General features: G+C 59.1%; 11 protein-coding genes. 3 read left to right on the forward strand and 8 right to left on the reverse strand.

Going from position 1 to position 24,506, the window contains the following annotated elements:
- The first annotated feature begins 1,862 nt into the window (after positions 1–1,862).
- Complete coding sequence (locus V8J88_RS16055; RefSeq protein ID WP_338845215.1) at positions 1,863–2,321, forward strand: Rrf2 family transcriptional regulator; 459 nt, start codon at positions 1,863–1,865, stop codon at positions 2,319–2,321.
- Between the two features lie 77 nt (positions 2,322–2,398).
- Positions 2,399–3,604: a globin domain-containing protein gene (locus V8J88_RS16060; protein WP_338849904.1), complete on the forward strand. Its 1,206-nt coding sequence runs from the start codon at positions 2,399–2,401 to the stop codon at positions 3,602–3,604.
- A gap of 111 nt (positions 3,605–3,715) precedes the next feature.
- On the opposite strand, the gene V8J88_RS16065 is transcribed toward V8J88_RS16060, so the two are convergent.
- From V8J88_RS16065 to V8J88_RS16085, 5 genes are all read right to left on the reverse strand, one after another.
- Complete coding sequence (locus V8J88_RS16065; protein WP_338845216.1) at positions 3,716–4,270, reverse strand: hypothetical protein; 555 nt, start codon at positions 4,268–4,270, stop codon at positions 3,716–3,718.
- Positions 4,267–5,652, reverse strand: coding sequence for a peptidylprolyl isomerase (locus tag V8J88_RS16070; protein WP_338845217.1), 1,386 nt, complete (start codon positions 5,650–5,652; stop codon positions 4,267–4,269). The genes V8J88_RS16065 and V8J88_RS16070 overlap by 4 nt, the downstream gene beginning before the upstream one ends.
- Positions 5,653–5,661: 9 nt before the next feature.
- Positions 5,662–6,684, reverse strand: coding sequence for a phospholipase (locus V8J88_RS16075; RefSeq protein ID WP_338845218.1), 1,023 nt, complete (start codon positions 6,682–6,684; stop codon positions 5,662–5,664).
- 116 nt (positions 6,685–6,800) lie between these two features.
- The gene (locus V8J88_RS16080) at positions 6,801–7,826 is read right to left on the reverse strand and encodes a phospholipase (RefSeq protein ID WP_338845219.1); all 1,026 of its coding nucleotides are present in this window, start codon (positions 7,824–7,826) and stop codon (positions 6,801–6,803) included.
- A gap of 231 nt (positions 7,827–8,057) precedes the next feature.
- Positions 8,058–8,261 (reverse strand): hypothetical protein, encoded by a 204-nt coding sequence (locus V8J88_RS16085; RefSeq protein WP_338845220.1) that lies wholly within the window; start codon positions 8,259–8,261, stop codon positions 8,058–8,060.
- Positions 8,262–8,534: 273 nt separating this feature from the next.
- Here V8J88_RS16085 and V8J88_RS16090 point away from each other — a divergent pair, with 273 nt between their 5' ends.
- Positions 8,535–9,959 carry a PLP-dependent aminotransferase family protein gene (locus V8J88_RS16090; protein WP_338845221.1) on the forward strand — a complete coding sequence of 475 codons (1,425 nt, stop codon included), beginning with the start codon at positions 8,535–8,537 and terminating at the stop codon, positions 9,957–9,959.
- A gap of 68 nt (positions 9,960–10,027) precedes the next feature.
- Here the strand turns inward: V8J88_RS16090 and V8J88_RS16095 are convergent, their stop codons facing one another.
- From V8J88_RS16095 to V8J88_RS16105, 3 genes are all read right to left on the reverse strand, one after another.
- Positions 10,028–11,086: an OmpA family protein gene (locus tag V8J88_RS16095; protein WP_338845223.1), complete on the reverse strand. Its 1,059-nt coding sequence runs from the start codon at positions 11,084–11,086 to the stop codon at positions 10,028–10,030.
- A gap of 79 nt (positions 11,087–11,165) precedes the next feature.
- Positions 11,166–14,621, reverse strand: a complete 3,456-nt coding sequence (locus V8J88_RS16100; RefSeq protein ID WP_338845224.1) for a hypothetical protein — start codon at positions 14,619–14,621, stop codon at positions 11,166–11,168.
- A complete protein-coding gene (locus tag V8J88_RS16105) occupies positions 14,611–23,868 on the reverse strand; it encodes an SdrD B-like domain-containing protein (protein WP_338845225.1) in 9,258 nt (3,085 codons plus the stop codon). The genes V8J88_RS16100 and V8J88_RS16105 overlap by 11 nt, the downstream gene beginning before the upstream one ends.
- Positions 23,869–24,506 lie beyond the last annotated feature (638 nt).

Genomic DNA, 24,506 nt, shown 5'->3' on the forward strand with positions numbered 1-24,506 from the left:
CAAGCGCAACAGCACCAGTCTTTGTATCAAGCCGCTCAGGCTGTTTTTCGTCCCGCCCGCAGCCGGCGCTTACGGGTGGGTGGAGGAGAATTGAAGGCAAGTCAGGCAGTTGCTGGTTTTTTCTTATCGCTTACTGCGCGCTGATGTGTCTTGCATGAATAGATCAATTTAAATAACTGTCATGCACTTGCCGAACTGAACGATAGACCTGTTTTTGAGAAAAGTCAAAGCCGCTTTTATGGTGTTTTTAGCAACTCCATTACTCTTCTTCCGATTTTTGTACCTGCCTCTATACTTACTTACGCCTGATAAACAATACTATTTTTTTGCTTACAATCACATTTGCAAGCTTAAATTAATTTATATTTCTACGCTAAAAATTAAAACAGTTTTTGCAAAATTTAATTTGTACAATTCAATTTTGCTATTCGATTGCCCAGAGAAAATTTTTCTGCAGGCTTACGCATGCCTGCAGCGGGTTTGGTGCAGACTGCATAACAGTTGGATAGAGAAGTAAAAATAGTAATTACAGTGATTCAAACCCGATCAGCCATGCAGCAGGGTCGGATGGAAAATATTTACAAAATAATTTTTACTGATATTTTTTACAGACGTGCAAAAAAAACCGATTAACGGCCAAGCGGATCAATGGGGATCAATGGGGTCAGGGATCAATGGGGTAGGGATCAATGGGGTCAGACTCGATTGATCTGCGCAGTGACGCCCAACATTCAGCAGCGCAGCCAAGTTGGCACACACCCGCCACGCGGATCGCTGCGCAACTCCTGAAATGGAAGCTTGAATAAGGAGCTGAGGCCCAGTTCCGCCAATGCAGCGCTATTCCCCCTCTTTCATATTTAACGTCTCGATGAAGGAGTTCAGGCTATCCGGCTGGGCGATTTGATCAATAGGGTCAGACTCGATTGATCTGAGCAGTGACGCCCAACATTCAGCAGCGCAGCCAAGTTGGCACACACCCGCCACGCGGATCGCTGCGCAACTTCTGAAATGGAAGCTTGAATAAGGAGCTGAGGCCCTGTTCCGCCCATGCAGCGCTATTCCCCCTCGTTCATATTTCAACGTCTCGATGAAGGAGTTCAGGCTATCCGGCTGGGCGATTTGAGAAATCAATCCAGTCTGACCCCATTGATTCCCAGCGCTATTCCCCCTCTTTCATATTTAACGTCTCGATGAAGGAGTTCAGGCTATCCGGCTGGGCGATTTGAGAAATCAATCCAGTCTGACCCCATTGATTCTCATCGTGCCGATTGCCGGTGGCAGCTATCGCCTGAAAAATCAACGACAGGCCGGCATGGTGCAAATGGCGGCAAATTGAGCGCCGCGAGCAGCGGGCCTTCCTCCGGTCGGGCTTCGCCCTCCCTCCAGAAGGCCCGCTGCTCGCACCAATGGTGCGGACGGTGGTGTATCAAAATTCAATCGCTGCATGAGGGAAAACTGTATCAATTTTGAATCGCTGTTGACACGGCTGGGCGATTTGAGAAATCAATCCAGTCTGACCCCATTGATTCTTTTCCATTGATTCTTCATGTGACGCTGTTGTTTCAAGTACAAGCAGAGATGCGCACAAGCAGTCAAAGCAAACTGCCATTTGGCGTTACAATGCAAGCAGCTTCCCTTTTCATGGCGTGAGCCAGCCAAAGCGGCTGAGCAAGGCGCCGCCGACAGGCCCCAACCCTGCCTGCCACAAGCAACCGGCCTGTATGCCGGCTGAGCATGATCTCTGCTCCCAAGCCACCCGAAATAACCCGATGCTGCCCGACGAAGTACATAGAGACTTAATAACTTGCATTTTAAATGCTGTTTTTATATACTGCCGGCATCGCTCGATATGAAAGCAAAACATGTTGCTGAATCACTTCACAGACTTTGGCCTGCGCATCCTGATGTATTTGGCGCGCCAGGAGCAAGAGCGATTGGTGACGGTGGCGGAAATTTCGGGGCAATTCGGAATTCCCCACAATCATTTGATCAAAGTCTCCGCGCGCCTGGTGAAATTGGGCTGGGTGCAAGCCCAGCGCGGCAGAAATGGCGGCATGCTGCTGGGCGCGCCCGCGCATCTGATCCGTATGGGTGAAGTGGTGCGCGCGCTGGAGGGGCATGCGCATTTGATTGATTGTGGCAAACCGCCCTGTCCCCTGAATCAGGGTTGCGGATTGCAAATGGCTTTGGATGCAGCGCTCAATGCCTTTTACGCCAAGCTGGATGAATACACCCTGGCGGATATGGTGACCAAACAGACGGGCGAAACCCTGTTGCAGATGCGCCGCCAATTCATCGCGATTCAACAAGCAGCACAATAAGCTTTAGTGGCGCGGCCAGGCCGCGCTTTTTTGTGGATTTTAATATGCATTTTATATACCGTTTTTAAGGAGCTATGATGTTATCGTCTCAATCCCGCCCATTGATCGCCGCCAGCGTACCGGTTTTGCGTGAGCACGGGGCCGCCATTTCGCAATGTTTTTACCGCAATATGCTGACTGAGCACAGCGAGCTGAAACACCTGTTCAATCTGGGTAATCAAGCGAATGGCAGCCAGCAACAAGCCTTGGCGGCGGCGGTGTTTGCGTATGCCGCGAATATCGATAACCGCCAGGCGCTGGCCCCTGTGCTGGAGCGCATCGCGCATAAACACGCCGCAGTTGGCATCAAAGCTTCGCACTACAGCATTGTGGGCCGGCATTTGCTGGGCGCGATTCAAGAGGTGTTGGGGGCCGCCGCCAGTCCGGCGCTGCTGGCGGCCTGGGATGAGGCGTATTGGCTGTTAGCGGCAGAACTCACCAGTGCCGAAGCCGCTTTGTACCGCGCCAGCGGGGCCGGTCCGGGCGAATGGCAAAGCGTGCGCGTGTGCAAGCTTGAACGTGAGAGTGAGGATGTGCTGTCGTTTTATCTGCAAAGCGCGGATGGCGCCAGCCCCGGCCCCTTTGCGCCGGGACAGTATATTTCTGTGCTGACGCAGCCGGGGGAATGGCGGCAAATGCGGCAATACAGCCTGTCGGATGCGCCGCAATGCAATTACTGGCGCATCAGCGTCAAGCGCGAGCCGGCGCAAGCAGCGCAGCCGGCGGGACTGGTTTCAAACTGGCTGCATGAGCATGTGCAAGCCGGCAGCGTGCTGCAAGTCAGCCGCGCGTATGGCGAATTTCAACCCTTAGCGCAGCGCACCCGGCCCATGGTTTTGCTGTCTGCCGGGATAGGCGTCACACCCATGATGGCGGTGTTAAACAGCTTGCGCCGGCAAGATCCGCAACGCGCGCTGCTGTTTTTACACGCGGCGCGCGACGGCGCGCACCACGCCCTGCAAGCTGATCTGTCCCGCGCTTTGGAAGCGATGCCGCATTTGCGCAGCCTGGTGGCGTATGAAACGCCGCGCGAACAGGATGTGGCCGGCATGCACTATCAGCACAGCGGGCAGCTGGAGTTGCGCAAGATATTGCGTCCCGCGGATCTGGAAGCCGATTTCTGGCTGTGCGGCCCACTCGGCTTCATGCGCGCGCAATGGCGCAGCCTGATCGAACTGGGCGTTGCGCCGCAGCGCATCCGGCGCGAAGTATTCGGGCCGGAGATGTTGGAGCAGCTGCTCTGATTTAACGCAATACTTTTTGCCTGCCGGCAGCTAAAAAGCAGCGGCCAGCGGCGAATGCCGCGCCTCGCTGCGCAGCTGCTCCGCCCCCGGCTGCGCAGCGTTTGATGCGCCTCACATCATCTCGCGCAAGCCCGGATGGGTGTGCAGCAATTCTTCCTGCATGGCTTGCATGCGTTTGATTTTGTGTTCGATTTTGGCGATTTTCTGCTCCGGAATGCCTTCGCGCCGGGCGCGCTCGATGCCGGCTTGCAGTTTGGGAATTTCCTGCTGCGTGGCGTGGATGAAAGAGGCATATACGCGCAGGTTTTGGCGCGCTTCATATTTGGCGTACAGCTTGGGGTCGGCCAGTTCTTCCGCGCTGGGCTGCTCTTGCTTGAGTTCGCTGCGCACTATCGGCGGGCTGCGCGGGTCGCCGTCGCGGGTTTCCAGCAGGCTTTGCGCCGCCGGCATCTGCGGCCCGGTGGGCAGCAGCGCGACCCGGCGCAAGTCCGGCGCGGCGGCCGGCGCTTGCGCATGCGGCGGCGCCGCCGGGGCGGCGACTGGCGCGGCGGCGGGGACAGGCGCCGGCAGTTGCGCGAGCGGGGCTAATGGCGCTTGCGGCCATGTCGCCCAGACCGTCAAAGCGAACAACACAATGCAGGCAAGCACAAAGATGCGGACTCTCATGGTTTGGCGCTCCCGTTGCCGGCTTGCGCGAGCAAGGCCGGGTTGAGTTCAATTTTTGCTTTGCTGCGCAACTCTGCGCGCAGTTGGGCATATTGTTGCGCAGCTTTGCGGCGCGCTATCGCGCGCGCCGCCTGGTAGCGCACGCTTTCGGAAGCTGCGGCTTGATAGCCGTCTTTACGCTCTTCAACCAGGATGATTTCCCACCACGCCGCTTCATGCGCGCCGACCGGGGCGCGGAATGGCGCGCTGACTTTGCCGACTTCCTGCAACATGGCCAGTTCTTGCAGCCAGCTCATGCGCCCGGCGTGTTTGATCCAGCCCAAATCGCCGCCTTTCTCGGCATCCACCATGGAATGCCGGCGCGCCAGGGCGATAAAGCGTTGGCGCAGCGCTGCGCCTTGCAATGCGCTCAGTTCGGCGCCGATTGCGCGCGCCTGGCTTTCATCCGCAATCCGGATATGCCTTGCGCGCAAGCTGTCGATGCGGCGGAATTCTTCTTTGTGGCGCTGGTAGTATTCCCGGATTTCCGCTGCGCTCACGGCTTGCGCCAGATGCGCTAACAGTTTGCTGCCGCCATCGGCGTGTTCATCGCCGCCCAGTCCGTGCAGCGCTTCCAAGGCGCGCACTTGCTGTTGTTCGAGCAAGGCTTGGCGCAAATCTTCCACCGCCGCCGCGCCGAATTGCTGGCGCGCCCATTCCTGCACATACGCCCCGGCCAGGTATTGCTGGGCCTGCTGGCGCATGTATTCCGTGTTGCGGTTGAAAAATTCGACCCGTCCCTGCACGTTTTGCCGCACATACACATCGTACAAGCTGATCTGCGTCAGGCCCTCCAGCGCGCTTTTCATGAGCAGCACGCCTTTGGCTTTTTCCAATTGCGCCGGGGCCAGGTTGTAATCCAGCAGCAGGCTTTGCGAGGTTCCGAATACGGCGTCCAGCGTGGCCCCATCCAATTTGCCTTGCTCTGTCACCAGGCCGGTGAGCGTGCCGCCCGGCAGTTGTTTGATGCGGGCTTCGATCTGTTTGCCGTAAGCGCTGCGCAAGTGGCCGTTTAATAAATCATCGATCTGCACGTCGGGCGCAAACGCCACGCGCTGGCTGCCGATGCGCATCGGATAGGCGGCAAAGCGTGTTTTGATGCTGCGCGCCAGCAAGCGGTTGTCAATGATGGTTTGCAAAATCTGTTCGCGCGTCAAACTGCTGTCTTCGCCCTGCGCCACCACGCTCATGGCGTCCAGGGTCAAGCGGCTGATGTGTGCGCCATCGATGCGTGCGGCCTGCGCCACGGCGGGCGCAGTGACGCTGGCCGCCGTCGCCAGGGACGGGGCCAGGCTCAATTGGCACAACAGCACGCCGCACAAAAAGCGGGAGCTGAGTTTCATGCCTTCTCCTTATTGGTTCAGACGTTCAGCGGCGCGGTTGATGACGTGCACCATCATCGCAATCGCATGCGGCACCACTTGTTTGGCCACGCGCACGCGGTCGTTGTGGTCGGTCGAAGACAGTACGCTGGCGCCGACCCGATAGGAGAAGGCGCCGCCTTGCGTGAGCAGGGGACGGATATCTGTCGCATGCGCGGCCAGCGGGGTGAAGTTGGCCAGCGCGGCTTGCACCATCGCACTGTCGTTCAGGTTTTGGCTGTAGTAGTTATCGTTGACCCATTGCTCCCAGCCGGAATGGTTGCTGCCGGATAAGCTCCAGGTGTGGTGCGGTTGCAGCAGGTCGGTGCTGTGCATCACAAAGCCCAGGCTTTGCAGGCTGGGGCGGGCTAAGAATTGGCCGAACCAGTATTGCGCCAGGTTGTCGATGGGTTGAAACGGGGCTTTTTCAAAATCTTCGTATTGCTGCGGGGTCGAGTAACCGCCGTGGCGATAGCGCGCTTCGGTGATGCCGAAAGAATTGTATTTGGATGAGTCGCCAAACCAGCCTTTCAAGCCGCCGGCGCCGTCGTCCAGGTAGTCGCCCACCAACCAGGTGGCGGCCAGTTTGTCGATGTCGCCCGGATTTTGCAATTTGGCGTAGTTATAGCCGCCAAACGGATTGCCGTGCACATCGCGCCCGGCGCTGTGATTTTGGAAATGCCAATACGAGGTGTAATTGGCGATGCCTTTGCCCAAGCCCCACAGCGGCGCTTGTACGCAAGAACCTGTCACGGCGCCGCACAGATAGGTGTCGGCGAAGTCGTCCACATCATATGCACCCTGTCCCATGGCCTGGGCGAATTGCTCCAGCGTGACGCCGGCTTTGGCCAGACCGGAGGCCAGTTTGTTGTAATTCGTGATGCCGGGGTTGTTTTTGATGAAGTTCACCGCGTCGATCGCGATGCGGCGATGGGTTTCCTGTTGGAAGGCGTGGGCCGGCATGGCGCTGGCGATGAGCAGCGCGCAGGCGCTTAAACGAATCAGTTGTTGCATCTTGCATTTCCTTAAAATCATGGTGTTGATAGCGGGTGCTGCGTATTGCAAAGAACTGCGTGTGTTGCCGGGTATGCTGGCTGGCGCTATTGCGTGGCTGGCGTTGAAACCCGGCTTTATTGGTTCAGGCGCTCGGCGGCGCGGTTCAGAATGTGCACCACCATCGCAATCGCATGCGGCACCACCTGTTTGGCGACGCGGCTGCGGTCGTTGTGATCGGTTGAGGACAGTACGCTGGCCCCGACTTGGTAGGAATACGTGCCGCCCTGTGTCAGCAGGGGACGGATATCGTTTGCCCCGGCGGGAAGCGGGGTGAAATCGGCGAGCGCGCTTTTCACCAGCGCTTCGTCATTCAGCTTCAGGCTGTGATAGTAGTCGTTCACCCATTGCTCCCAGCCGACATGGTGGCGCGCCGAGGTGGTCCAGGTGTGATGCGGCTGCAGCAGATCGGTGGTGTGCATCACAAAGCCCAGGCTTTGCAAGCTGGGGCGGGCCAGGAATTGGCCAAACCAGTATTGCCCCAGATTGTCGAGCGGCTGAAACGGCGCCTTCTCAAAGTCTGCATATTGGCTGGAAGTGGAAAAACCGGCGTGGCGGTAATGCGCTTCGGTGACGCCAAAACTGTTGTATTTCGACCAGTCGCCAAACCAGCCGCGCATGCCGCCGGGGCCGTCATCCAGATAATCGCCCACCAGCCACACTGCGGCCAGGTTGTCGATGTCGCCGGCCACGGTCAGTTTGGAATAGTTGTAGCCGCCAAACGGATTGCCGTGCACATCCGCGCCGGCGGTGTGGTTTTGGAAATGCCAGTAGGAGGTGTAATTCACCAGGCTCTTGGCCAGTCCCCAGAGCGGGGCCTGCACGCAGGAGCCTGTCACCGCGCCGCATAAATATGTGTCGGCGAAATCATCCACGTCATAAGCGCCCTGCCCCATGGCCTGGGCGAATTGTTCAACCGTGATGCCGGCTTTGGCCAAGCCTGAGGCCAGCTTGTTGTAATTCGTGATGCCGGGATTGTTTTGCATAAAGCGCACCGCGTCGATTGCGATGCGGCGATGGGTTTCCTGCTGAAAAGCCTGGGCCGGCAGACATGCCACCGCCGTCAGGACGAGCGCCAGCCCGCTCCGTGTGATTGAAGCCATTTTCGCATCCTTGGGTAAAGAGGAAAAACCCGGCCCGCCCGGTCTTCAGTTGCGTACGGAAACCAGGTGCTGAATTTATTCCGGTGTTGTGGAAATACAAAAAGAACTGCGGACTGCTGCCCGTATTGATTGCAGATCCGCGCCGGGGTTGTTGCGGATCGGTACTACGGGCTGCTCCGTGGTTCCCATAGCATCCGGTTGATTGCGTTCCGGATTTTATTGTGGAACTGATTAAAACATAGCAAGCACTTGCTTTGCAAATGCAATGTTGAAATCATTTGCTGCATAAAATTTTGGATTTGGCATCAGCATTTGCAAGATCAAAATAGGATGCAGCATGCTTATTACACGCAAGTGACACGCATGTAATCCACCGCCGGGCACAAAGCGGGAGGGTTGCGCTTTCCAACTGCTGCCGGAATTGGCGTCTGCCATGATTCCTGTGCGGCAATACAGTGTTGCGGCACAGGCTTTTTGCAGCCGGGATGTGGTTTTTCGACACGTACAGTGCCTAACTGTGCTGCATAACAGCAGTTTTTAATATAAAGATGTGCTTTTCTGCTGCCAATTGATTACAATCAGCATGCCCAGCCCATTCCATCCGGATCAACAACCAAAGGTATGCGAGTTGGCATAAGAATGTGTGCATCCGGAATCGTGCACATCGCCCGCCAGGGTCATCCAGTTTCTACCACAATCTGATAACGCATGGACAACCATCAATTAAGTCTGTATGAATCGCTGGCAGAGGAAATCAGCCAGATGATCAAGAACCGGGTGCTGGTGCCCGGCGACCGTCTCCCTTCTGTGCGCAAATTGGCGCAAAAGAAGCAATACTCGATCTCCACCGTGACCCAGGCCATGCGCCTGCTGGAATCGCGCGGTTTGATCGATGTCAAACCGCAGGCCGGCTATTTTGTGCGGCACAAACCGCGCCCGCTGAATGCGCCGGACTCCAATGAATTCAAGATCCCGACCTATGTCGATATCAGCAATGGCTTGACGCAGATTTTGAAGGCCAATGCCGGTCCCAGTCTGGTGCAGCTGGGCAAGGCCTGGCTGCCGGATGATTTGCTGCCGATCAAGCGTTTGCAGGCGGTGATTTCCAATGTGGCGCGCAACAATCCTTCGCTCTTGGGCAGTCCCAGCTTTTTCGATTTGAACGAAGCCAGCTTCGTGCGCCAGCTGGTGTTGCGCGCTGACTGGGGCGATATCGATCCGGGTGAGGTGATTGTCACCAACAGCGGCACGGAAGCCTTGAGCCTGTGCCTGCGCTTGATCGCGCAGCCGGGCGACACGATTGCGATTGAATCGCCGTGCCATATGCTGACTTTGCAGTTAATCCAGACGCTGGGCATGAAGGCGCTGGAAATCCCGACCCACCCGACCACCGGCGTGGTGCTGGAAGCGTTGGAACTGGCCTTGCGCCAGGGCATGGTGAAGGCGGTGATGATGCAGCCCAACGCCAGCAATCCGATGGGTTTTGTGATGTCGGTGGAAAAGAAACGTCAGTTGGCGGCGATGCTGGAAACGTATCAGGTGCCGATGATCGAAAACGATGTGTATGGCGATTTGTGTTTCGCCACTGACCGTCCGCCGCCAGTCAAGGCTTTCGACAAGGCCGGCAATGTGCTCTTGTGTTCCAGCTTCTCGAAGGTGATCGGGCCGGCGCTGTCGGCGGGCTACATCATGGCCGGCAAGTTTGCGCACAAGATGATTTTCATGAAGTCGCTCTCCAGCGGCCCGGCTTCGCATTTCAAGCAGGCGGTGATGGCCGGCATGATTTCCAGCCCGAGCTACAACAGCCATTTGCGCCATATCCGCCGCGTCATCACGCAACGGATTGCGCAAACCTCGGATGCGGTGGCCAAGGCGTTCCCGCAAAGCTGTTCGATTTCCGAGCCGCAAGGCGGGTTTGTGTTGTGGGTGCAATTGCCGCAGCATGTCGATTCTTTCAAACTGCATACGCAGGCGGTGGAAAACGGCATTGCCTTCATGCCCGGCCCGCTGTTCTCGCCAAGCGGCAAATACAGCAATTTCATGCGTTTGAATTGCGGCAATGCCTGGTGTTCGGAAATCGACGCGGCGATCAAAAAGCTCGGGCAATTGGTCAGGAATTACGAGTACGAATAAGCCGCCGCACGGCTGGCGTAAAAAAAAACCGCATGCCCTCAAGCATGCGGTTTTTTTACGCCCCCGCTTCAATCTGCGGGCAAGGCGCGCAATTCGCCGCTGACTTCAATTTCCACGCGCCGATTCGGCTGCAAGCAGTCTATCAAGGCGCTGCGCGCTTTGATTTGTTCACAGCCGATAATCTGCTGCGTTTTGCCCACGCCATCGTGCATCAATTCGCCTTGATACCCTTTGCTGCGGATGTAATCCGCGACCGTCTTGGCGCGGTTGCGCGACAGCTTCAGATTGTAATCCTGGCTGCCCAGGCGGTCGGTATGGCCGACCAGTTTGATATAGTCGATCCGGGTATACGCCTGTTCCAGCTTGCGCATCGCTTCATCAATCCTGGCCCGTCCCTGCGGCAGCAAATGCTGCAAGCTGTGTTGATCAAAGCGGAACAAGGCGTCCGCCTGCAAACTCAATTTTTTCACCTGGCGCGGCGGCGTCGATTCTTTACAGGGCTGGCATGGCGCTGGCGGCGGTGGCGGGGTCACGGGACAGGCTGCAGCGGCAGCGTCGGCCAAAGCCAATTTATCTTCCGCAATCTGAATATACGGATTGGCGTGACGCCAGCCTTGCTGCTTGTATTCATTGCCGGCATGCGCCAATTCCACTTCAGCGCAGGCCACCAGCGCGCTGGCGCAGCGAAAGCCGGGATGGGTTTTCAGATTGGCGAAGCGCTGCCATAAATCGTCGCGCAGGCGCTCGGCCTGATTCAGCAGCGGCGTTTGCAAGCCCGGGTTGGGCGTCTGTTTTTGCTCCATCGCTTGCAAAATCAAGTCGGCCTGGGCCAAAGCCTGCTGCGGAAAATCAGAGCGGTCGTTGCGGGTGTATTCATGCAGTGACACATCCAGCCAGCATTGCGCTTTGGACAGTAAATAATCCGCCACCGCTACGCCTTGCTCGTTTTGCGCTTTGATGCGGGCCTGCGCCTGGCGATAGCTTTGCATATCGCGCAAAACACCCTGATCGCTCATCACCTGCTGCGGCGAAACCGCCGGCTTCGTGCTTTGCGCCATGGCGGCGGCGCTTAACAGCAGCATGGCGCCGGCGAGGCCAGACTTGATCGAAAAAGAAAAACGTTTCATAGCATGACTTTCTTGTGGGGGACGCGCTTGCTTGCGGCGCAGCGGGATAAACATATGCACTCTCCATGCCTGGCGTGGGTCAGCGGGCCAATGAACGATTGACGTTTTTGTCATCGCCCTTGAACAAAGTTTCATCAAATTTGAAGCGCAAGCGCATAAACACGCCGCGCGCGGTGTAGTCGGCTGCGCTCAAGTCGCGATCAGTAAAGCCGCTCTTGTTGTAGCCCAGCGAGAGCCACACATTTTCTTTCAAGAGATAGCCGGCCTCAATTCCCAGCGCATATTGACGCGCGCCGCCTTGCGCGCTGGACAGCCGCGCCGCCAGCAAGCCGAGGTCAATGTTTTCGCTCACGTCATACACCAGGCGTCCGCCAAGCAGCCAGGCGCTGTAGTCCTGTTGGCCGGCGGGCAAGCTGAAGTCGCGCACCCGCTTGGCGGCCAGGCGTCCGCTCAACCACCATGGGCGTGCTGGATGCCAATCCAGGTGGCTGGAGAAAATATGGGCGCGGTAATTCTCGCCATCCGCGCCGGATTCATCGCGCACCAGCTTGTTTTCATAGCGCAGCAAGGCGTTGAAGCGATTATGATCAAGCGGGCGCCAGGCCAGCCCGAGCTGCGCCCGGTTTTGCCATATATCGCCCAGCGGCTTGCCGCTGACGTCATCATGGTTGCGGGTGTACAGGCTGTAATTGCGCAGCAGCAAGGCATAGTCGCGCTGCAATTTGAAGGCCCCCGACAGGGTGCTCAACCATTGCTGCTGACGCTGATCGCCCGGCGCATCGGCTTTATCGCTCAAGCGCCGGTATTCCAATTTGGCCGAGGCTTTGTAATGCGACTGCGCGGTGTAATCCAGCCCGGCGGAGACGGCGAATCCGGTCTGCTGGCTGCCGGCCAGCACTTTCAGATATTCCGCGCTGCTGTTGAGGGACAGCCCCGGGGCCAGTTGATGGGTGTTGCGCAAACCGGTGGCGAGTTGTTGATCACGCAAATGCGCCAACTCCACGCTTTGCGCATCGCGCAAGCGGTACTCGGTAAATACATTGGTGTTTGGTAAAAATTCGCTTTCCAGACCGGCAATCAGGCTGTTGCTGCGCTGATCCGGGTGCTGGGAGTAGGCGGAGGCCAGGCCGGTTTGCTGTTCGTAGCGGGCATATGCGCGGCTGCGCTCATTGAGCGTATATTGCGCGCCCAGCGCATAGCGGTGTCTGGCGCCGCCTTGCAAGCCCTGCTCGGCCTGCGCCGCCAACAGCCAGTTTGGCGCAGGCCGGTATTGCAATTCCAGGCGCAGGGTGTTCAAGTCTTGCCGCCAATCGGCGCCGGGGCTGGCTGCGCCGCCTTGGCTGAGAACCGGCGTAATCAAATTCCCGGTTTGCGGGCTGATGATGCTGTCGGCGCTGGCGGCGCCAAAAAAGCCGCCGCCGCTTTGCGCATTGCCGGGCAGGCTGGCGGCAAGCGCGCCGGCGTCCGGCGCGCCGCGTTCATGCACATGTCCGAGCGACACATCAAGACGCAAATCCGGGCTGAGCTGAGCCAGCGCGCCGGCGCGCACGCTGCTGCGTTCGGCCTGGCTTAACTGGTCTTGGCTGCGCGCCCCATCCAAATACAAGGTCACGCTGTCGCCCGCTTTGACCGCCAGCTTCAAGCCGGCTTCCGTCCGTCCCGCGCTGATATTGCCGGCGCTGTTGAGAAAACCCGTTTGCGCTTTTTGCCAATACATGGCGAGCTGCCAGCGCTCGCCGCGATGCTCAAATTCCAGCCGTCCGGCGTCGCCGCTGCGCACTTGGCGCTGTTCACCGCTGCGCCCGCTCGGCGTGCTATACCACTGCCCATCCACGGCGTATGCGGTAGCGCTGGCGTGCGCCCATTCAGCCACCAGACGGCTGCGCTGGCCGATGCGCCATCCCAGGCTCAGGCCATGCAAGCGGAAGGGCGATTCCGGATTGCGGTCTTCCACCACGGAAGCGGCCAGCACGGCGTCTTCAGATAATTTGATTTCGCCATCCAGGCCGCCCACCCAGAAGCGCTCGCCGCCCTGCTCGACTTCATAGCTGATGCGCAGCGATTGCGGATCGCCATTTGGCGTCAGGGAGGGAATCGCCTGCTTGAACACAATCCGCCCATCGAATGGCTCAAAGGTGTAATCCTCAAAGCGCGTCAGCGGCGTCACTTGCAATACGCGATCATTTTGATTTTTATCGCGCACAATAATTTCCACTTTTTCGCTGTTGGCGATCGCTTGCGTATTGCGCACGGCAAACGGGCCGGATGTGCCGTTGGCGCGATATTCTTCCACCGCCTGCTTCATGCTGTCGTACAGCGCAAAGCCATTGAGTCCCAGATTTTGCTGTTGATAGTGGCCGCGCACGCCGGTGGCGCTGCGCTGGTAGCGCGCGAGTTTGCGCAACAGCGGGCCGGCGTCCTGCGCTGGCGCGGCGCTCTGGCTGGCCGCTTGCGCTGGCCCGGCGCCTGCAGGCTGCAATGTGGCGCTGTGCAAAAACGAGGGCGGCAAGCGCAGCCCGCGGCCAAAGCCGATTTCATCGCCCGTGCTGAAGTCGCCAAACATTAAATAATTGTGCTGCGCATCCAGTCGCGCATACAGACGTTTGGCGGAACGCGCATCAAAGCCGGTGCGCGCCGCATCGCCATAGATCGGATAAAACTCAATCGGATTCAAGTCGCGCATAAAGCGTGAACGTTCATCCTTATCGCTGTCATACGCCAGGGTCAGCATCAAGCCTTGCGCCGGATCGCCCAACAGCCCTTTGGCGAAGGCGGCGCCGCGCACGCCGTACAAAGTGCGGCCATCCGAGGATTGGCGCGTAAAGCGGCTCATGTCGCGCTCAAAGCCGTCCTGGAAACGGCTTTGCGCCTGCGCCTCCAGACTTTCGCTGCGACGGCGCAGCAGACCTTCGAGCAAACCCGCCGCCAGCCAATGCCGCACTTCCGGCACAAATTCCAATTCGCCGGCGGCGCTCAAGCCGGCCCCGCTCACGCGCAAGGGCACAGTCTTAGGCTCGCCCGGCGCAATGATTTGAAAAGCGGCGACGCCGTCTTGCGCCACAATTTGCACTCCCGGCGTATTGCGTGCGGCGTCGCTGCCGCCCGGGCCGGATTCGTCGGTGCGCAAGTCCTGCGCGGTTCCGGCTTGCAAGATGCGCAGGCCGGGCGCTTCCACCGTCAGCAGCGTCTGGCCGCGCAAGGGGCGCCCCTGCGGATCGAGCAGCCTGACTTTCACGCTGATCAACTGGCGCGCATCAGCCTGCACCCGGTTGCGGTCGGTTTCCACCTCCAGTTGTGCGGCGGCGGCCACCCGGCCCAAGGGCGGCGCAGCATGCGGCAATTTGAGGCCGGGCGCGAAACTGCCGGGGGCTGCTGGCGCCGCGTCTTGCGCCTGGGCGCTGGCGGCGTAAGCAGCGAAAGTCAGCGCCAGCAACTGCGCTAATGGCCGGCGCGACCAGCCGCAGGGGGAGTGTGTTGGGCGTTTTTTCATGGCTGAACTCAATCTGGCGGCCTGTTTGAAAACTTTACTGTGCATGGCCTGCCTCCTCTTGACGCGGGCGCACCAGCTCCTGGTTTGCGCTGTCGCTGGCTTGACGCGGCGCTTGCGGCGCCTTGCTGCGGAACTGGTAGCGCTGCTTGCCGCTTTCATTTTCATGTTCGCGCACTTCGCCGCCGTTGCGGCGCGCTTTGACTTGCTCCAGCACCTGATTGCTGCAAGAGCCTTCGGCAAAATCGGCGCGCAACAATTCGCCGTTCTTGACATCCAGGAACAGGCTGTTAGCGTCGCCCAGATTGCGATTGCTGGTGGTGGTCAGGCGGCTGCCTTTGGGCAAGGTCAGCGCATCCACCTTGAGCACATGCGATTTCGGCGTCAGACCGCAGTAGCTGTATTTGCCCTCCACATCGCTGACCAGCCAGGTTCCATCCTGCAGATACAGGCGCACGCCCGGAATGCCCAATTCTTCGCTGTCTTGCACATGATTATGGTTGCAATCCACAAATATCTTGCCGGCCAGACAGGCTTCATCGCCAAACACGCCTTTGCTGACGCGCACTTGATGCTGGCCCGGGTTGGAGCCGTTTGCATCCGGTCGTGCTTGCAAGGCCGGGCCTTGCAGACAGGAAGCCGGGTTTTGACAAGCCCAGGCTTGCGCCCGGTTCACGCCATCGCCCTGCAACGCGCCCACGCCCACCCGCACCCGGTAGCTGATGGCAGCGCTGCGGCCCGCCGCCAGCGGCCCCAGTTGGAAACCGAGCACCGGCCCCGGCACGCCTTGCGGATCAGGGGCCGGCGCGCCATTGAGCTTGACGGTTCCCGGAATCAGCTTGAAGCCGGCTGGCAACACATCGCGCACCGTGGTTTGCTTGACGGCGGAACCGCTGTTTTGCTTCACCACGATGGTGTAGCGCACGCTGTCGCCGATTTCCGCCTGGGTTTTATCAGCGCTCTTACTGAGTGACAGTCCAGCCGGCTGCAGCGGATCGAGCGGGATGTGGTTATTCAAAATCGGCGCCGAAACCCCGTTCGTAATCAGGAATTGGAAGTAATACTGGGTGCTGTCGGCTCCGCCCGGGACCATGCCGACGCAGGCGTTCGGTTTGGCCAGCGGCACGCCCAGACCCGGTGCGCTATCGCTTTTTTGCACCAGTGCAGGGTCCGGCTGTGCGCCCACCGGCAAGCCATTGCTGATGCAAGGTGGAATCAGGCCCGAAACCTGATTCAGATAGCCCGCCGGCACATCCTTGACTTGCAAGGTATACACCCCGCTGGGGAAATCGTTTTGCAAGAAGAATTGATACAAGCCATCGCTGCCGGTGATTTGGGTTTCCGCCTGCACCCCGCCTAAGAGGTGGCGTTTGACATCGTAACCGGGCGGGCCGCTGAAGGTAACCACGGCCCCGGCCACCGTTTGCCGGGTGACTGCGTCATACACCACGCCAGCCGGGTCGAGCGGCAGATTCTGTTCGCTCACCTCATCGCCCGGGCGCAAGGTGATATTGCTGATCACGCCGCCCTCCACATCGCCTGAGCCGCCGCCGGAAATCGCCACCGCCGGCATGCGGTTGCCCTCATGCGTAAAGACAATCGCAAAGCCGCTGCCGGTTGGCAAGCCGCTTTCCTCATAGCCCGGGCAGTGCAGATTATCGAATTGGTAAAAGCCTTTGGCGTTGGTGCTGGCAAGGCAAATTTGTTTGCCGTTTTGCGACAGACTGACCGTCCAGCCTGCCACGCCATCGTTGCTGGTGTCGCTCGGACGCTGGCGGCTGTGATTGCGGTCGCGCCAGACGTAGCCGTTGACAATCGGCGGCTTCAAGCTGGGCTGACTGCGCGGCGTTTCGCCAAACAGATAGCCGCCCAACACGCCTTGATTGGCGCTGATGACGCCGGCGTTGAAATCAATCGCATCAATCGTATTTTGATACGCAGCGCTGCCGGTATTGGCGTTATTCACCACGCCGCCGGCAAGCCCGGCGGTTTCTTTGCCATCGCTGTATTTGACGCCATCCACATCGAGCTGATTTTCCACCAGCTTGTAGCGCCCCGGCGCCAGGCCGTCGAATACAAAGCGGCCATCGCTGTCGCTTTGCACGGTGCAGGCGCGCAAGGCGCAGATATCGTCTCCGCTGTCGGTTTTGCCCGAGAGCGTTATGCGGACTCCGGCCAGGCCGTTTTCGCCGCTTTCTTTCTGGCCATTATTATTCGCGTCCACATACACAAAACCTTGCAGGGTTGCGCCGCGCTCGCCGAATAAATAATTGACGCCGCTTTGGCCGGCCGGCAAGGCAATCTGGCTGATCTGGTTGCGCGCCGGGTTGCTGTCAAAAGCGCTGTTATCGACCGCGCCCACGCTTTGCGCACCGATCTGTCCCGGACTTTCCTTGCCATCCACATACCCTGCCGGCTGTGTTTCCAGCAAGCTGTAGAGGCCCGCCGCCAAGCCGCTGAAACTGAAGCTGCCATCGGCTGCGCTCTTGCCGCTCAGACTCACCTGTTTGCCATCCACATCTTTGCCGCTGAGGGTAATGCCGACATTCGCAATCCCGCTTTCGCCGCTTTCTTTCAGGCCGTTATGGTTGGCGTCGAAATACACAAAGCCAGACAGTTGCCCCGGTTTTTCGCGGAAATCATAGCCGCTTGCGGCAGTATTGGCCGGCAGCTTAATGTCCTTGATTTTGTTGGCGGCGGCGTCCAGCGCGCCGCCGGCGCTGCCGACCCGGCTGCCGCTATTGCCCTCAAAATCGCCCCAGGCCGCCGGCTGGCTTTGGCTGATGCTGTACACGCCCTGCAGTAAAGCATTGAACAGATAAGCACCATTCGTGTCTGTCTGCACGCTGCGCGTCACACTCTGGCCGCTGCTGTCCTGCCCGCTCAAGCTCAGCGTGACTTGCGCCAACAACGGTTCCGGCGTGGCGCCCGCATCGCGCACGCCATTCCCGTTCATATCCACATACGCCACGCCGGCAATGCTGGACAAGCCCGTCATTTCGCGGAAGTCATAGCCGCTCGCCGCCACGCCGCTCAAGGGGAATTGCAGATTGCTGAGCTGGTTTTTCGCGGCCACGCCGCCGGCCCCGGTTCCCGCCTGCACCCCGCTGGCGCCGGGGAAATCATCCCACTTGGCTGGCTGGCTTTGGCTCAGGGTATATGTGCCGGCAGGAATGTTGATGATGCGATATTGGCCGCTGGCGTCAGTTTGCGCGGTAAAGCGCTGCGGATTGCCCTGGTAATCCGTGCCGCTCAAGGTGAAGCCGACGCCGGCTAACAAAGGCTCGTCCGGATCGCGCACGCCATTCCGGTTCAAGTCGCCATACACCACCCCTTGCAGGCTGGACAGCACGGCCACTTGCTCGCCAAATAAATAGCTGTGGCCCTCAGTTGCGACCGGCAGCGTGATGCCGCTGATGCGATTGAGCGGATTATTCGCCACACCGCCTGCTGCGCCGGCAGCGTCGCGGCTGTCGATATAGCCGGCTGGCTGGCTTTCGCTCAAGGTATAACTGCCCGCCGCCAGGCCATAGAAGGCAAACACGCCATCGCTGCGCGTGACGCCATTGCGTGCGGCGGCGCCGCTCAATTCAATCGACACGCCGCCAATCCCGCTCTCGCCGGCATCCAGCACGCCATTGCGATTTTGATCGAAATACACACGGCCGCTGATGCTGGAAGCGTTTTCGCGGAAGTTGTATTCCACCCCATTGATGGCCGAAGGCAAGACGATGGCGGAAATCTGATTCAGCGCGGCCAAGCCGACGCTGACGCTGTTTTGGGCGCCAACCTGGGAGCCTGACGCCGCCGCATAATCATTCACCCCGGCCGGCTGGGTTTCGCTGATCGTGTAGCCGCCTGGATTGGAGGGGCGCAGATTGTTGAAGCTGTAACGCCCATCGCTGCCGGTGAGCGTGCTCAGGTTGACGCTGGCGCCACGGTCATCCAGCCCGCTCAGATTGATGGTGACGCCCGGCATATGGCCAAGTCCGCCATACACGCCGCTGTTATTGATATCGTGATACACCAGCCCGGCCAGTGAAGCCGGCAACACTTCGCCAAAATTGTACTGGGTGAAGGTTTGCGCAGCATTGAAAGGCAAGGCGCTGATCACGTTATACACGCTGTCGTTACAAGCGCCGCATGGCCCGGCATTGATCAAACCCTTGCTCACTTTGCCATCGTACCAATTGGCAGGCTGGCTTTGCGTGATGACGTAGCCGGCGCCATTGGCGTTTTTCACGCCAAGCAGGGTATAGCTGCCATCGGCTGCGCTGAGCGCGCTGCAAGGCGCGTTCATGCACGGCGCGCCGCCGCCCGCCGCCACCCCGCTCAAGCTCAGCACCACTCCGCCAATCCCGCTTTCCCCGCCATCTTTCACGCCATTATTGTTTTGGTCGTGATACACAAAACCGCTGATGGTTCCGGTTTTTTCGCCAAACAGATACTGCTCGCCCGCCACGCCCGCCGCCAGCACGATGCCGCTGAAACGGCTGTTGAGGCCCGCCAGGCCGGCGCTGCCGCCTTGCGTGCCGACGCTATTGACCGCTTCGGCAAAATCCTGCGGCTGGGTTTCCGTCACCGTATACCCGGCGCCATTGCTGGCCGGCAAGCCAAGGAAGCTGAAATTGCCATTGCTGTCGGTGCTGCGCACGCAAGAAGGAATCAGGGTGCAGACATCCACCCCGCCCGCGCTCAAGCCGGACAGCGTCACACTCACATTCGGCAGACGCACATCGCCTGCCCCCAGTGCGCCGTTCACATCCACATCAAGATAGCTCACGCCGCTGATGCTGGCGCTGCGTTCGCCAAAGTCATAATTGACGCCAATCTGTCCCACGCCAATAACAATGCCGCTGATTTGATCATTCCCGGCCAGGCCGACCGGCGCGCCGCCCACCGTGCCACGGCTGTCAATACCGTCGCCATAATGCGACAGCGGCGCGCTGGCCTGGCTTTGCTCTGTCACCGTATACCCGCTGCCATTGCTGGCCGGGATGCCAATGAATTGCCATACCCCGTTGGCGTCGGTGCTGACGGTGCAGGGATTGGGCGAAAGCGCGGCGCACACATCCACATTCGCGGCAGTTTGCCCGGACAGAGTGACGGCGATGCCGGGAATGCCGAATTCGCCGCCATCCATCACACCATTATTGTTCAAGTCCACATACACATGGCCGGACAGACTTTGCCCGCCTTCGCCAAAGTTGTAATTCACAGCCGCATCGCCCGGAACCAGCACAATATTCGACACCGTGCGCTTGTTCAGGCCGACCACCGCAGTATTCGCGCTGACCGGGGTCGCGCCATCATTGCCGCCCTTGCTGCCTACGGTGAGGCCGGTGTGCGTCACCCCGCTCAAGACTTGCTGGCTGACCTGGTACACGCCGGGGCGCAAGCCGGTGAAGCTGTAGGCGCCGTTTGCGCCGCTGGTGGCGTTCAGCGAAACCGGCCCATGATCGCTCGTGCCGCTCAAACTGATTTGCACCCCGGTCAGGCCGGCGCTCTCATCCGTGCCGGGCAGCGAGGTCAAGTCGCGCAAGGCGTTGGCGTTCAAATCGCCAAACACAAAACCGGACAGGCTGGCGTTCGCCACCTCGCCAAACAGATAGCCGGTGGCGTTGGTGTTGGCGGCCAGATTAATCGCGCTGATCTGGTCTGTCAGCAAAGCGCCGGGCGCGCCGCCGGCGCTGCCGGCCACGTCCAGGCCATCTTGATAACCGTTTGGCTGGCTTTCGCTCAGGGTGTATGCGCCGGGCGATAAATTGGCGAACAGGAAGGCGCCGCTGCCATTGGTGCTCACGCTCAGATTGCTGACCGCATTGCCATAGATATCTGTGCCATTCAATTGCAGCGCCACCGAGGCGATTCCGTTTTCCGCGCCGTCTTTCACTCCATTATTGTTTTGATCGTAATACACCGTGCCGGCCAGGGAAGCGCTTTGCACCGTCATCGGATAGCAGATATTTTGATTATTCGCGCTCACCAGATCGACTTGATTGGTGCTTGCGCTGGCGCAGTTATTCAAATTCCCGGTGCTTGTGGCGCGCACCGGAATCAAGACCGTGGCCACCTTGCCGGCTTCCAGCATGCCCAGATTACAAGTGACCGTGCTGCCGCTCACGCCGCATACGCCATTGCCCGGGCTGGCGTTATTGTTGCTCCACACAATCCCCCCGTTATAAGGCGCGGCGTTATATGGCGCAATCGCGCCGCCGCTGTATAAAGACAGGCCAGCCGGCAGCGCATCGGTGCTGGTGGTGACGATGCTGTCGCCCGGCCCGGCGTTGGTCACCGTCAGCACATAGTAAAACGGCTGGCGCAATTGCACGCTGGAAGTCGTGACATTGGCGCTGCCATTCCAGGCGCGCGCGCTCTTGCTCAATTGCAAATCGACGCGCTGGCGCACGCTGGTGGTTTGCGCCATCGTATTATTCGCCAACACGGTTTCCGGCTCGTTTGCGCTCACCGTCACGCTGGATACATAAGAGTCGCCCGTCGAGGCCGGCAGCGTTTCCACCCGGTAATCCAGATATAAATCAGTGGTGGCGTTATTCGCCAGCAGGATTTGCCCCGGCGGGAAGGCGCATTGCACTGTCAACGTGGCCGGACCTGTCACGCTGGCGCCGAGATTATTACAGTAATTGGAATAGGTCTGGCCGCTGGCGCTGAGCTTATCGCCGAGGAAGGTCATGCTCTTGCCTGCCGGCGGCGTCATGCTGTAGTTCAGTTGCAAACCGGACGCGACCGAAGGCCCACGATTGGTGATGATGTTGCGGTATGTCACCACATTATCGGGGAACTGTGGATTGGCGCTGGCGGGCACAAAGCCCAGCGGATCAGGGTTGTCAGTGTTATTCACCAGAATATCGAGCGCCGCCGGATTCACCGTCAGCACCGTTTGCGCAGTATTGTTGGCGTTATTGCTTTCCTGCGTGCTGGTGCTGACGCTGGTATCGGAGGTAATAGTGCGCGGATTGGGCGGGCTGGCCATGTAATCGGGACGCGTCACCACTGTCACTGTCGCGGTGGCGCCATTGGCCAGACTGCCCAAGGCGCAATTCAGGGTCTGGCTGCCGCTGTTAAACGGACTGCAACTGCCGCTGCTGGGCGTGGCGGAAATAAACGTCATCGTGCCGCCATTGCTGGTGAAAACCTGGCTCAAATTCACATTCGCCGCGCTGGATGGACCATTATTATTCACCGTCAAAATCCAGGTGACATTGGTGCCGGCCAGGGTCGGATTCGGGGTCGCGGCGGATTGCACGGTGATATCGGCCACCGGATCAATTTGCACCGTCACTGCACTGCTGTTATTGCTGCGATCCGGATCGCCGATATTGCTCGAAATCACGCTGGCGGTATTGGTATACACGCCGCCCGGCTGACTCAGGCTGTCATACAGAGGACGGTTGACGGCGATGGTGAAAATCGCCGTTTCGCCAACCGCCATGCTGCCGCTGTTTTGGGTACACACCACAGTCGCCCCGGTGCTGCAGTTAAAACCGGCGGCAGTCGTGCCGCCGGTTTTGCTGGCGCTGACAGTGGTGCTGCCGGTGACATAGGCTGGAATCGGATCATTCACAATCACGCCATCCACTGCGCCCGGCCCGGCATTGGTGACAGTCAGGGTGTAGGTCAGGGTTGGCGCGTTCCAGGCCAGCACCGCCAAATCGCGGGTCTTAACGATTTGCAAATCCGCTGCGCTGGCGGCGACCGTAGCGGTCACGCTGGCGCTGACGCAGTTATTGCCCGTCACCTGATCTTGCCAGGAGCCGACTGAATCGGTGTAAGCGGCGCAGGCGGTATTGCTCAACACGCCGCTGCCGGTTGCAGTGGTGGTCAAAACCAGCGGCGAGGCGCTGGCGCCGGCATTCAAGGCCGCATTATAGGTACATGTCACGTTTTGCCCGATTTGCGCGCCGCAACTCCAATTGCTGCCGCTGGCCATGCTGACAAAACTTTCGCCAGCCGGCAGGGTGTCGATAATTTTGACTTCGCCGGCGCGCGCATTGCGCGGCCCGTTATTCTGCACCACCATGGTGCTGCTCATATTGCTGCCTTGCGCCACCGGATCAGGCGTTTTGCTCTTGCTGATGGATAAATCCACGCCATCCGGCATCAAGCTGAAATTCACGCTGCTGCTGTCATTGCTGTTGACGCCGTCCGGCGTTTGCGCGCCGATGCTGGCGCTGTTGATGAGCGGCGTGGCCAAGGCGACTGCCGGCGCGCTGGCGCTGATCGTGATATCGTCCGCCGCCCCCACCGCGTAGCTGGCGCGGGTGCAGGTAATGGTTAAGCCGCTGACGCCGCAACTCCAGCCCGGGCCGCTCGCGTTAATGCCGGTAAACGCCGCCGGCAAGGTGTCAATCACAGTCAGATTGCTGGACGCAAACGGGCCATTATTGCGCGGCTGCAAAGTGAAACTGACATTGTCGCCGCTGGCCACCAGCACGCTTGACACCAATTTCGTTATCGCCAGGTCTGCCCCGCTGGTAACGCTGATATCCGCGCTTGCGGTGTCATTGCTGCTGTTGTAGTCAGTCGCCGCCCCCGTCACGCTGACGCTGGCCGCACTGGTGATGACGCCCAATTGGGCGCCGGTAATGCGCGCCGTGATGAGAATATCCGGCAAAGCGCCGATGGCGGCATTGCTGCGGGTGCATGTCACCACTTGCGCCGCCACACCGCAAGACCAGCCGCTGCCGCTGGCGCTGAGGTAGGTCAAATTCGGCGACAGTGTGGTGGCGATACTGACATGTTGCGCTGTGTTCGGGCCAATATTGTTGCTGGCCAGGGTATAAATCACACTGGAACTGGCGGGAAAGGTATTTTGATTCGGCGTCAGGGTCACCGCCAAATCGGCTCCATTATCAATCGTGGTGGTTTGGCTCAGGCTGTCATTGACGGGGTTGGTGTCGGTGTCGGTGCTGGAAACGGTGGCGCTGGCGCTCACCGTGCTGCCGGCGCTGACCAGGCTGGCGACGGTGATATCAACGCTGAACACATCGGCTGTGCCCGGCCCGCCGGTGTCGCCGCTGACGCTTGGATAGCTGCATTGCACGCGGTGCGGCCCCGCTTGATACGCACAATGCGCGCTGTCTGAGACCGAAACAAAGGAAGTCTGCGCATCCAGCGCCACATTCAAGGTCACATTATGGGCCACGTCTGGCACGTTATTGGTGACGGACAGGCTGTACACCAGATTGCCGCCGCGCACCGCAGGATCAGGGCTGTCGGTGAAATTTGCGACCAGCAGATCGACCGCCAATGCCGGCATGGCAGCAAAAGCCATCAACAAACTGAAACACGCGCCAAGTATATGTACCGGGCGCAACCCACCACGCGCCCCAAAGGCGTAGGAAGAATGCGTCATCTTTTTTCCAGGAAAAGGGTAAGCCGAATTTGCTGATGCTTTTGCAATAAATTATAGCGACACTTGTCCCTGAAAAGAACCTGTTTCTTTAACAATTCATGCTTAAATTGGCATAAAAATAAAAAGTTGAAGCGTCCTCTTCTTCATCTGGACAAATAAAACATCGGGAATAATCAGTATTGCAGAATTCTGCAACATGACAAGCGCCGGCAGGGCTTGCCCACGGTCTTGGCGGGTGTTTTGAAGAATTGTATGAAAACTGCCGGCATTTTCATGATTGAAGCCGGGCGGCCAATCTGCCGCATGATCAGCATGACCTTGGAAGATGAAAGTTTTACCGTTTCGCGCAGCGCTGACTTGTAATTGATGCGGGAGCCGAAAGGGTTTGAATGTGCCCGCTCCGATTTTTTGGATGTCCCCTGCCCTTGATTGCGCCGGCTCGCATGCCTTTGCATATCCACCGGTGTCGAATGGGCCGGCTCCAATTCTTTGGCATATCCACCGGTGTCGGACGCCGGGTTATCGCTGCACTCAAGCCAGCCTGCGCAGCAGACCAG

Origin of the sequence: Massilia sp. W12, assembly GCF_037300705.1 — a bacterium.
Classification (GTDB): domain Bacteria; phylum Pseudomonadota; class Gammaproteobacteria; order Burkholderiales; family Burkholderiaceae_D; genus JACPVY01.